The sequence below is a fragment of the Nioella aestuarii genome (assembly GCF_050896395.1).
Lineage (GTDB): Bacteria > Pseudomonadota > Alphaproteobacteria > Rhodobacterales > Rhodobacteraceae > Nioella > Nioella aestuarii.
The window spans coordinates 88,810-101,599 of the sequence record NZ_JBPBBA010000006.1; the positions used below are offsets into that span (position 1 = coordinate 88,810).

At 61.3% G+C, this 12,790-nt stretch carries 4 protein-coding genes; all 4 read left to right on the forward strand.

The features are described from left to right. The first annotated feature begins 29 nt into the window (after positions 1 to 29). Genes ACROHD_RS06160 through ACROHD_RS06175 form a run of 4 tightly spaced genes read left to right on the forward strand, consistent with a single transcriptional unit; the run spans position 30 to position 12,667 of the window. Positions 30 to 6,377, forward strand: coding sequence for a type I polyketide synthase (locus ACROHD_RS06160; protein WP_432676489.1), 6,348 nt, complete (start codon positions 30 to 32; stop codon positions 6,375 to 6,377). Next, positions 6,364 to 7,362, forward strand: a complete 999-nt coding sequence (locus ACROHD_RS06165) for a glycosyltransferase family 2 protein (RefSeq protein WP_432676490.1) — start codon at positions 6,364 to 6,366, stop codon at positions 7,360 to 7,362. Before ACROHD_RS06160 ends, ACROHD_RS06165 begins: the two co-directional genes overlap by 14 nt. A gap of 4 nt (positions 7,363 to 7,366) precedes the next feature. Continuing rightward, entirely contained in the window at positions 7,367 to 11,932 is a 4,566-nt protein-coding gene (locus ACROHD_RS06170) for a MupA/Atu3671 family FMN-dependent luciferase-like monooxygenase (RefSeq protein WP_432676491.1), read from the forward strand. A gap of 3 nt (positions 11,933 to 11,935) precedes the next feature. Then, on the forward strand, positions 11,936 to 12,667 hold the full coding sequence (locus tag ACROHD_RS06175; RefSeq protein ID WP_432676492.1) for a 4'-phosphopantetheinyl transferase family protein: 732 nt from the start codon (positions 11,936 to 11,938) through the stop codon (positions 12,665 to 12,667). The last annotated feature ends 123 nt before the right edge of the window (positions 12,668 to 12,790 follow it).

Genomic DNA, 12,790 nt, shown 5'->3' on the forward strand with positions numbered 1-12,790 from the left:
CATGCGAAAAAAGCTGGACAAAAGCTGTCATGACCCGAGCAGAGACGACCCCTGAGATAGGGGAAAACGATATCGCCATCGTTGGAATGGCCGCGCATCTTCCTGGGGCGGAGGACGTGCAGACCTATTGGCGAAACCTGCGCGATGGACTCGAATCCATCCGCAGGCTGAGTCGTGAGGAGTTGCTGGACGCCGGAGAGGCCCCGCATCTGATCGACCGGCCCGACTATGTGCCTGCCGCCGCCGTTCTGGACGGGTTCGAACGGTTCGACGCCGACTTTTTCGGGCTGTCGCCAAAAGAGGCCGCAATCATGGACCCGCAGCATCGCCAGTTTCTGGAAGTTGCCTGGGAAGCGATGGAGCAGGCAGGCCATGTTCCCGATAATTTCGTTGGAAATATAGGGGTTTACGCGGGCTGCGGCATGGGCAGCTATTTCTATTTCAACGTCTGTACCAACCGCGATCTGGTGGATCAGACCGGCATGTTCCTGCTGCGCCATACGGGCAATGACAAGGATTTCATGGCCACCCGCGTCAGCCACATCTTCGACCTGCGCGGCCCGTCGATCAACATGCAGACGGCCTGTTCAACCTCGTTGGTGGCGACCCATTATGCCTGTCAGGCGCTTCTGATGGGCGAATGCGACATGGCGCTCGCGGGCGGCGTGACGATCGAGCTGCCACACGCGCGCGGCTACCTGTTCAAAGAAGGGGAAATCCTGTCCCCGGACGGTCATTGCCACGCGTTTGATCACCGGGCCCAGGGCACGGTTTTCGGGTCCGGCGCGGGCTGCGTTGTGCTGCGCCGTGCAGCGGATGCGATCGCGGACGGGGATCACATTTGGGCCATAATCAAGGGCTCGGCAGTGAACAATGATGGCGCCGATAAGGCGGGCTACCTCGCGCCTTCCGTTGGTGGGCAGGCCGAGGCGATTGCCGAAGCGCAGGCTTTGGCCGGGATCAGCGCCGAGACCGTGGATTACGTCGAATGCCACGGCACCGGCACCTATCTTGGCGACCCGATTGAAGTCGCCGCACTGACCGATGCTTTTCGCCGGACGACCAATGCGGTCGGCAGCTGCCGCATCGGCTCGGTGAAGACCAATATCGGGCATCTCGATACGGCGGCGGGTGTGGCCAGCCTGATCAAAGCGTCGCTGGCGCTGCATCACAAACAGATCCCGCCTTCGCTTGGCTATGAAAAGCCAAACCCTGCAATCGGGTTCGATGGCTCCCCCTTTGTGATGAACGATCGCCTGACCGACTGGCCCCGGACCGACCACCCGGCGCGCGCCGGGGTAAATTCGCTTGGCGTAGGCGGCACCAACGCCCATGTGGTGCTGGAGGAAGCGCCGCAACGCGTGGCAAGCGAAGCATCCGATTTCCCCTTCCAGCTGCTCTGTCTTTCCGCACGCGGGAAATCTGCTCTGGAGGGCAATGCCGAACGGCTTGCCGCGCATTTGGAAGCGAACCCGGACGAAGACCTTGCCGACGTGGCATGGACACTCAAGGAAGGTCGCCGCGCATTTGAACGCCGTCGTGTGGTCGTGGCGGAAACGCCCGAGGAAGCTGCCGAAGCGCTGCGCGAAAACGATCCGCGCCGGGTCTTTACCCATGCGGTTGTGTCAGACACGCCAGAGATCACCTTCATGTTCCCCGGCGGCGGTGCACAATATGCAGGGATGGCGCGTGATCTCTATGAGACCGAGCCGGTTTTCGCCGACTGGATGGATCGTGGGTTTGAGGTGCTGGAACCCAAGCTCGATTTCGACATCCGCGCCCTTTGGCTGCCCGAACCGGGCGACGAGGACGCCGCAAATGAGCGGCTGAAGACGCCCTCTGTCCAGCTGCCGCTGATCATGATCGTGGAATACGCGCTGGCGCAGCTCTGGATGAGCTGGGGGGTAGAGCCCAAGGCGCTCATTGGCCATTCAATGGGCGAAAACACTGCCGCCTGCCTGGCTGGCGTGATGAGCTTCGAGGACTGTATCGGGCTGGTACACCTGCGGGGGCAGTTGATGGATTCGGTAGAACCCGGCGGTATGCTGTCGGTTGCCCTCAGCCCCGAGGCGCTGCAACCCTATCTGGGCGAAGACCTTGATCTGGCCGTGGTGAATGGCCCTGAACTGACGGTTGCCTCCGGCGCGGATGCCGCGTTGGACAAGCTGGCCGAGCGGCTGAAGGCCGAAGACATTCACTGCCAGCGCATTGCGATCAACATCGCCGCCCATTCCCGGTTGCTCGATCCGATTCTTGAGCGCTTTGGTGATTACCTGCGGTCCATCGACCTGCATGCGCCGCAGATTCCTGTGATCTCCAACCGGTCGGGCCAAATTCTCTCGGATGCCGAGGCGCAAAGCCCCGACTACTGGGTCAACCACCTGCGTGGCGCAGTGCGTTTTGCTGATGGTCTGGCCACGCTCGCGGAAAACCCGCATCGCGTGTATCTGGAGGTTGGTCCTGGCAAGGCACTCACGTCTCTCGCCGGTCAGCACCCTGCCATCGATGCCAACCAGGTCATCAACTCCCTGCGCCATCCCGATGATACCACCGCGGATGACGCCTATTTCCTCGCCACGCTTGGCCGGATCTGGGCTGTCGGCGGCAGTTTTGACTGGGGCCAGTACTGGGGCGAGGCGCGCAGGAACCGAGTGGTCCTGCCAACCTACTCCTTCCAAAAATCCCCCTATTTCATCGAACGGACAGCGCCGCAGATCGAAATCGGTAGTGACTGGCTGATGCGCGAGGACGACCCGGCGCAATGGGGTTGGAAACCAGTCTGGCGACCGACCTACGCACCCTGCGAGGTGGACCTTGCGGGCGATCTGTCAGACGCCGCACAGGAAAACTGGCTGATCTTCGCGGATGAGGCCGGGGTTGCCGACCAACTGGCTGACCGTCTGACCGACGCTGGTCATTCCGTGATACGCGTTTCCCCCGGCGATGCTTTCGCGCGCACCAGAACGGGCTTTGTGCTGCCCCCTGAACGGGGGCGCGAAGGCTATGACCAGCTTTTGCGCGCCTTGGCTGAAGACGGGACTCTGCCCACCCGAATCGCGCATATGTGGTTGCTGACCAAGGGCGAACATCACCGTCCGGGGTCTAGCTTCTTCCACCGGATGCAGGAACAGGGGTTCTGGTCGCTGTTTTATCTTTCGCAGGCTTGGGCCGACGAGGGCACCGGGCCGCTTCATATCGACGTGATCACCAACGGTGCCGCGCAGGTCAGGGCGGAGTCACTGCCACACGCTTCCAAGTCCACCATCATGGGGCCAGCTCGGGTGATCCCGCGTGAATTCCCCTCTCTGTCGGTTGCCGTGCTGGATGTTGATACGTTCGACTCCGCGCCGGTGCTGGAGGAGATGCTGTCCGTGCCTGCAAACCGTGTTGCAGCAGTTCGCGTTGGCAAAAGGTTTGAGCAGGGCTGGAAAAAGACGGAGCTGCCAGAGGCCGACACGCTTAACATCCGTGAAGGTGCGACTGTGCTTCTAACAGGTGGATATGGTGGTATCGGCACTACCGTGGCCGAGGAACTGATCCGTCGCCACAGGGCTAAGATCGTGCTTGTGTCCCGCAGCGGGTTGCCGCCGCGCGACCGCTGGTCGAGCCTTCTGAACAATGCCGCACCAACCGACCGGACAGCTGCACGTATCCGTGCCGTGAAGCGGTTGGAAGCCGCCGGAGGCGAGGTTCTGCCGCTCGCGGCGGATGTCTCAAACGTCGAGGAAATGCGCGCCGCCATCGCCGAGGCAGAGACGCGATTTGGCAAGATCAGTGGCGTGATCCACGCGGCGGGTGTCATTGACGATGCGCCGATCCTTGCAAAGTCGCCCTCTCGTATCGAGGACGTCTTCACGCCAAAGATCCACGGCACGCAGGTGCTGGATACTCTGTTCCCTGATGGCACGCTCGAATGGATGGTGCTCTTTTCCTCCAGTTCGACCGCAACCGCGCCCGCGGGGCAGGTGGACTACGTGGCCGCCAATGAATACCTCAACGCCTATGCCAAAGCGCGTGCAGGTGGCACGACCCGGGTGTTGGCAATTGATTGGGGGATCTGGTCGGATGTGGGCATGGCCGCCGAGTCGATGCAGGCGCGTGAGGCCGAGCCGCCAGCGCCGGTGCCCGTCAAGCTGCCGTTGCTCGATACCGCAGGCTTTGACGCCGATGGCAATCGTCGCTTCGAAGCCCAGTGGCGCCCGGAAAGCCGGTGGGTTCTGGACCAGCACCGGACCAAGGCTGGCGACGCACTGTTGCCCGGCACCGGTTATCTGGAGCTTGTGGCCGAGGCGTTGGAGGGGCAGGGTGAGGACCGGCCTTTCGAGATCCGTGACCTCTGGTTCCTGCGCCCTCTGCGGACTGAGGATCAGCAGACCACCCGAATTCGCCTGACCCTGCCGCGCAGCGCTCAGGGCTATGATGTCCGGGTCGAAAGCGCGCCCGAAGGCGCAGGATGGAACCTGAACGCCGAGGCTGGAATTCGCCTGTTGCCGATGGATCCGCCTGCGCGACTGGACATACCGGCTTTGGAGACCCGTTTGGGCGAGGTTACCCGCGCCGAACCTGGGCAAAGCCTGATCAGCCCGCAAGAGGCGCATCTGCGCTTCGGTGCGGGCTGGCGTGTGCTGCGTGAAACCCGGCTGGGGCAGGGCGAGGGAATGGCGCGACTGTCGCTGGAGGAACACGATAACCGCTGGCGTCTGCCTCCGGGCTTGGTGGATCTTGCGACCGGTTGGGCGATGGACCTGATCGAGGGGTATCGTCCCGATGCGCTCTGGGTGCCGGTGAACTATGCCTCGGTGAAGGTCTTTCGGGCCTTGCCGTCCGAGGTCATTTCATATGTTCGCAACGCCAGCGAGAACCTCGCAAGCGACCAAACGGCAAGCTTCGACATCACACTTACCGCGCCCGATGGCACGGTTTGCGTCCAGATCTCGGGCTTCACCATTCGTCGTCTTGTGGGCAACATCGCGTTCGCCGCAGCACCTGCCAAACAGGCCGAAACCGATGGCCCGCGTCCGCTTTCGCCTGCCGAAGAGCGCCTGCGCCACAACATCGCCCAAGGCATCAAGCCGGAGGAAGGGGCCAAGGCATTCCTCCAGGCTCTGGCCAGCCCGCTGCCGCGGGTGCTGATTTCTTCGCTCAATCTTGACGCGCTGATCGCACAGGCAGGAACCGAAGAGGCGCAAGCCAGCCAAGGCTTTGAGCGGCCCGAGCTAGACAGCGATTTTGTGGAACCGGAAGGCCCCATCGAGGAAACGCTTGCGGGCTTCTGGCGCGAGCTTTTGGGGGTCGCTCAGGTGGGGGCCGAGGACAGTTTCTTTGACCTCGGCGGCCATTCCCTGATTGCCGTTCGGCTTTTTGCCATGGTTAAGAAAACCTGGGCGGTGGACTTCCCGATTTCGGTTCTCTTCGAGGCCCCCACAATCCGCAAGATCGCAGGTTTGGTGGCCGCGCAGGGTGTTCGTACCGAGCCCGGCGAAGATGCGCCGAAACGCGAGGAACCCACCCGTCGCTTTACCCATCTTGTGCCCATGCATCAGGGTGAGGGTGGGCCCAAAACCCCCTTCTTCCTCGTTGCGGGGATGTTCGGAAACGTTCTGAACCTGCGCCACCTTGCGCATCTTCTGGGCCAGGATCGGCCGTTCTACGGGATGCAAGCCAAGGGGTTGTTCGGTGAGGATGAACCGCATCGCTCAGTCAAAGAGGCCGCGCGCGACTATATTTCCGAAATTCGGGCCATTCAGCCGCATGGGCCTTATTTGCTCGGCGGGTTCTCAGGTGGTGGCATCACCGCCTACGAGATTGCGCAGCAGCTGACCGCAGACGGTGAAGAAGTGGCAGCGCTGGTCATGCTCGACACACCCCTGCCGCAACGCCGAGAACTGTCGCGTGCCGACCGCATTGCCATCCAGATGCAGGAACTGCGGGCGGGCGGGTTTGCGTACCCGGTCAAATGGCTTGCGCGTCGGATCCGGTGGGAATTCGCCAAGCGTCGTCAGAAGACGGATGTTGAAGGCGATAGCCCCGTCTTCCACAACGCGGCAATCGAGGCGGCTTTCCTGGACTCTGTGGCAAGCTATCACTTACAGCCATGGCACGGACCGCTGACGTTGTTCCGTCCTCCGATGGTTGGCAAATGGACGCTTTCTGAGGGACGGCTGGTCAATTCGGAACGCGCTTATGTGACCCATGACAATGATTGGTCAGAATGGGCGCCGGAGCTTCAGGTGTTCGAGGTGCCGGGCGATCATGACTCCATGGTACTGGAGCCAAATGTGCGGGTATTGGCCGCGCGCATGGGCAAGGTGATTGAAGCTGCTGACCGTGCGCAGCAGATTGCGCAAGCGTGGGAGGGCAGCCATGCCGCCGAATAACCCCAAGCTGCTTACGGTTCTGCTCAACTGGCGCACAGCTGACATGACCCTGCGCGCGGCGGAAACCGCCTTGCGGGAAATGGAGGGAATCTCCGGGGAACTGGTGATTGTCGACAATGATTCTCAGGACGGATCATTTGAACAGATGACCCGGATTGTAAGCGAACGTGGATGGGCGCGAACCCGTGTGATCCAATCGGGCCGCAACGGCGGGTTCGGGGCGGGCAACAATGTCGGCATCCGGGCCGGTCTGTCGGACGGTACCCGCGCGGATTATGTCTATATCCTGAACTCCGACGCCTTTCCTGACCCCGGGGCGATCCGGGCTTTGCTGGACCATCTGCAAGCCCATCCCGATACCGGTTTCGCGGGCAGCTATATTCATGGCCCCGATGATGAACCGCACCTGACCACCTTTCGCTTTCCGACCATCGCAAGCGAATTCGAAGGTGCAGTACGGCTTGGCCCCATCAGCCGTTGGCTGCGCAACCAGGCGGTTCCGGTGCCGATTCCCGACAAGACGACCCGCGTCGATTGGCTGGCAGGAGCGAGCTTGATGATGCGGATGGAAGTGTTGGAGGAGATCGGTCTTTTTGATGAAAGTTTCTTTCTCTATTTCGAGGAGACAGATCTGTGCCATCGCGCAAAGAATGCCGGATACCCAACTGATTTTGTGAGAGAAAGCTCAGTCACGCATATCGGGTCGGTCTCTACCGGCATGAAGGAGTGGCAAGAGGTTCCAGGCTATTGGTTCGACTCTCGCCGGCACTATTTCGAAAAGACCCACGGCCGCGCCTATGCGCGCATCGCCACGCTGTCGCATCTGGCGGGCGGGGTTTTGCACCGGCTGCGCTGTGCGCTGACTGGCCGAAAACCGGCAGATCCGCCGCGTTTTTTGCGCAGTCTTTTGTCCCATGAATTCAAACAGACCCCGTCCGGGGCCGCCCAAGGGCGCAATCCAGCCCCCCGCATGACAGGAGTGTAGTCCTATGGCCCAGTTTTCCTCTCTTATTATCGGTCACGACACTTTGGCGCTGAACTGCGCGAAGATGCTTGCGGGCGCTGGTCATCCGATCCGCGCCGTTGTCAGCCGCTGCCCGGACTTCCGTGCGTGGGCGAAGGCCGAAGGGCTGCCCCTGATTGAGCCGGGCGAAAACTTGAAGGATCGACTTCAAGATATTGAATTTGAATGGATATTGTCGATTGCAAATCTCGATATTATCCCTGCTGATGTCCTGGCGTTGGCACGCGAAGGCGCGGTCAACTTTCACGATGGTCCCTTACCGGCCTATGCCGGTCTAAATGCCCCGGTCTGGGCGCTGCTGAACGGCGAAACCTCTCATGGTGTTACCTGGCATCGGATCGAAGGCGGTGTGGATGAGGGCAATATTCTGTCGCAACGGTCTGTCGAGATTGCACCGGGCGAAACGGCCCTGACGCTGAACACCAAGTGCTACGCAGCGGCTCTGGACAGTTTCTCCGAGGTCATCGCAGCCCTTTCGGAAGGGCGTGCAGAGGGAACCCAACAAGATCTTTCGCGCCGCAGCTACTATGCCCGGAACAGCCGTCCGAATGCTGGTGGACTAGTTGATATAACGCTTAGTATCAGTGAGATAACAGGCCTTGTTCATGCGTTGGATCATGGTGATTACTGGAACCCGCTGACCTGTCCAAAACTGGATACCGGAACCGAAATTCTGCTTGTTGGGGATGCCGAACGGGCCGATGGCACCGGCGTGCCCGGCACTGTGCTGGAAGTTACTGGCGGCACTGCCACCATCGCGGTGGCAGACGGTGCCGTGCGCTTCGGTCGGTTCCGCGCCGCTGATGGCGCGCCAGTCATACTGGCCGATCATCTTGGCGCTGGCCATCAGCTGCCGACGGACCAGAACCGCGCCGGAATTACTGAGGCAATGGCCGCCGTTGCCCCGAGCGACCCTTTTTGGCGCAAGCGGCTAGAAGCCATGGTTCCCGCAAGCTTTGCTTTCCATCCGGGATCGGGGAGCGGGAAGGCGACCCGGCGGGTTGTGCTGCCTGATGGCGTAAATGCGCGTCAGGCCTTGGCGCGGTTCGCAATGCTGGCGCTTCGCAAGGGTGAGGGAGAAGCCGTCGATCTGGCCCTGCAAATGCCAACGGCCATGCCGGGCTACATCACGCCTTGGGTGCCGGTTACCATTGATCCTGACGGCAATCTGGAAGAGGCAGAACAGCGGTTCACGGCACGCATTGACGCTGCTCGCGCGAAAGGCCCGTTCGCAACCGACCTGCCTGCCCGCATTCCGGGGATGTCCGGTCTGACGGTGCCCGCTTTCGCCATCGGTCATGACCCGGTTCCCGGCGCCGCCCTGACACTGTCGGAAGACGGTCAGACCCTTATGGCTGATACAGCTCAGGTGACCGAGCCGGAGCTGGATCTGATCGCCGCCCGGCTGGAACATGTGCTGACAGCAGATCCGGCAACGCCGGTGGCTGAGCTGTCCATCGTGCCCGATTGCGAGCGGCAGAAACTGATCCACGACTGGAACGCCACTGATACGGACTATGACCGTGCCCATTGCATCCACCAGATGTTCGAAACCCAGGCTGCAAAGACGCCGGACGCGACCGCACTGATTTTCGAGGGTGAACAGCTGACATATGCGCAGCTCAATACCCGCGCCAACCGCGTGGCGCATGTATTGGCCGGGCTTGGGGTGCGACGGGGTGATCTTGTAGGGCTCAATATCCGCCGGTCAGCCGACCTGCTGATTGGGGCCATTGCCATCCACAAGGCGGGTGGGGCGTATGTGCCGCTTGATCCCGACTATCCGGCGGACCGTGTGGCGCTTTACGTTGAAGACAGCGGCGCGAAGGTGATCCTGACCGAAGCGGAGCTGACCGCGCATTTGCCCCCGCATCAGGCCCAGGTGCTGGAAATTGACCGCGATCCGCGAATTGCCTCGGCCCCGGATACGGACCCTGACAGCGGTGTCACATCAGAAGATCTGGCCTATCTGATCTATACCTCCGGGTCCACCGGACGGCCCAAGGGCGTTATGATCGAACATCGCAATGTCTCGAACTTCTTCACCGGCATGGACGGGCGCATTGACCATGAAAGCGGCGGTGTCTGGCTGGCCGTTACCAGCCTGTCCTTCGATATTTCAGTGTTGGAGCTGTTCTGGACCCTCGCGCGGGGGTTCACGGTCGTCATCTCGGGCGATGAAAACCGCACGCTGGTCAGCAATGGGCGCATCGGCCAGACCGGTCGGGGAATGGATTTTTCCCTGTTCTACTGGGGGAATGATGACGGTGTGGGTCGTGATAAATACGCAATGCTGCTAGAAGGCGCGACGTTTGCCGACCAGAACGGCTTTTGCGCGGTCTGGACGCCGGAACGCCATTTCCACGCCTTTGGCGGGCCTTACCCGAACCCCTCGGTTACTGGGGCTGCCGTTGCGGCTGTGACGCGCAATCTGTCGGTGCGCGCAGGATCCTGCGTTGCTCCGCTGCACCACCCGGCAAGGATTGCCGAGGAATGGGCGGTGATCGACAACCTCACGAACGGGCGTGCTGCGATTGGAATTGCCAGCGGCTGGCAACCGCATGATTTCGTGCTGAGGCCCGAAAACACGCCACCCAACAACAAACCGGCAATGTATGACGCGATCGACAAACTGCGGGCTTTGTGGCGGGGAGAGGAAGTCGCCTTCCCAATGGCGGACGGATCCGAACACAAGGTCATAACGCAACCGCGCCCCGTGTCGAAGGAACTGGCTATCTGGGTCACGACCGCAGGCAACCCTGACACCTGGCGAGAGGCCGGAGAAATCGGGGCCAATGTGCTGACGCACCTTCTGGGCCAGTCGGTTGATGAGGTCGGTGAAAAGATCAAGATCTACCATGATGCGCTGCGCGCCGGTGGCCGCAACCCTGCAGATCACACTGTCACGCTGATGCTGCATTCCTACCTTGCGCAGGACCGCGAGGAGGCGAGAGAGGTCGCGCGTGGTCCTATGAAGGATTATCTGCGTTCGGCCGCCGGGTTGATCAAACAGTTTGCCTGGGCCTTCCCGGCGTTCAAGAAACCCAAGGGCGTAAACAATCCGATGCAGCTCGACCTTGGGGTGCTGTCAGAGGAAGAGCTGGAAGCGATCCTCGATTTCGCGTTCGAGCGCTATTTCAACGATAGCGGGCTGTTCGGAACCGTTGAGGATGCGCTTGACCGGGTTGAGCAGTTGAAGCGGATCGGTGTGGATGAGATTGCCTGCCTGATCGACTATGGCATTGAACGGCAAAAGGTCCTTGAGGGGCTGAAGCCGGTGGCCGAGGTGCTGAAGCGCGCCAATCAGGGTGATGCGCTGGCCGAGGATGACTTCTCCATCGCAGCGCAGATCATTCGCCATGGCGTGACCCATCTGCAATGCACGCCTTCGATGGCGCGGATGCTGGTCAGCAACGATGAGGCAAAGATGGCCTTGGCCCGCGTAAAACACCTGATGGTGGGCGGCGAGGCGCTGCCTGGGTCTCTGGTGGCAGAGCTTCAGTCCGCGACAGACGCCCATATCGAAAACATGTATGGCCCGACCGAGACCACGATCTGGTCGACAACCCAGACAGCTACGGGCGGCGAGGGGATCACGGGCGTCGGCACGCCAATTGCCAACACGCAGGTCTATGTACTTGACGAGGCGATGCAGCCGGTTCCCATCGGTGTGCCGGGAGAGCTTTACATAGGCGGAGAGGGTGTAGCGCGCGGATACTGGCAGCGGCCGGACCTGACGGCAGATCGCTTTCTGGACGATCCGTTCAAATCCGGCAACCGCGTCTATCGCACTGGAGACCTGGTGCGCTGGCGCGCCGATGGCGGGCTCGATTTCCTTGGACGGGCGGATCATCAGATCAAGCTGCGTGGATACCGGATCGAGATGGGAGAGATCGAGACCCAAATCGACGCGGTGCCAGGGGTGCGCCAATCCGTTGTGATTCCACGCGAGGACACACCGGGCAATGTTCAGCTTGTGGGCTATTACCTGGAAACGGCGCCGGTTGATCCCGCCAAGATCCGTGATCATTTGGCGGCAGAACTGCCGGCGCATATGGTGCCCGCGCATTTCGTCCGGCTTGATGCCTTTCCGTTGACACCGAACAAGAAAATCGACCGCAAGGCGCTGCCCGCGCCACGCGCCCGTGCAGTGACGCCCACCAATGTCACTCCGATCACGCAATCAGCCAGCACCGCAGGCCGTATCGCCGCGATCTGGACAAAGATACTGGGCGTCGAAGGCATCGGCCCGCAGGATCATTTCTTCGATCTTGGTGGCCATTCGCTTCTGGCGGTGCAGGCGCATCGCGATATTCGGGCGGAGCTCGGGGCGGATCGGCTCTCGATCACCGATATCTTCCGCTTCCCGGTGCTGTCCGCTCTGGCGGCCGAGGTCGACCGGCTGGTTCGTGGCGACACGACTGAACCTGAAACACCCAAACCGGCCAGCACGCCTGATCGGGCGATCAACCGGGCCGAGGCAATGTCTCGTCGTCGCCAGATGCGCGCCGCCAGAGCGGGAAGGGGATAACACATGTTTGGTGACCTGATTGAAGCCGGTTGGCGCGGCAGTATGCTTGGCTATGGCGAGGCGCGTGTTGGTGATGGCCATGACTTCTGGCCCGGTGAATCCCGTGCCCTCGCGCGGGCCACCCCGGCCAGGCAAGCCGAATTTGCCGCTGGCCGCGCGGCGGCCCGTCAGGCTTTTCGTGCCATCGGCATGGTGCCCTATGCGATCCCGATGGGGGCAGATCGGGCGCCGGTTTGGCCAAATGGCATCGTCGGATCCATCACCCATCACGAAGGCCGGTGCATGGCGGTCATCGCGCGTCGATCCGTTTTGGCGGGGCTGGGGCTGGACCTCGCCGCGCTTGATCCGCTGGCCGAGGATCTGTGGCCGGCGGTTTTAACCGAGGTCGACCGCAACTGGTTGTCTATGCAAGAAAAATCCCTGCGTGGCGGCTATGCGCAAGTGATCTTTTCCGCCAAGGAAGCCACCTACAAGGCGCTCTATCCGCAATCGCGCCGGGTGGTTGGGTTTGATGCCATGGACATCGTCCCGGACCTTGCAAGAAACCGGTTCACGGCCGTTCTGCGCATTCCCTTTGGTCCATATCCCGCTGGCAGCAGCCTGCTCGGGCAGGTGTTCTGCCGCGACGGATTGATCTGCACTCTGATGGCCCTGCCAATTTCGGGTGAATGTGGCGGGATTGTGGCGAAAAATGCCGAATTGGAAATGCAGTGTTTCCAGCCTGAAACGGTCTAAACCTTGGAAATTTGACAGAAACTCATCTAAACTAGGGCAAGGATATGGCAGCGCGGGGGCGGTTGCCGCCTTTTTTGACCAGCCCGGGTTTCGGGCGTTGATACAAGCCTGCCGTTTGGCACC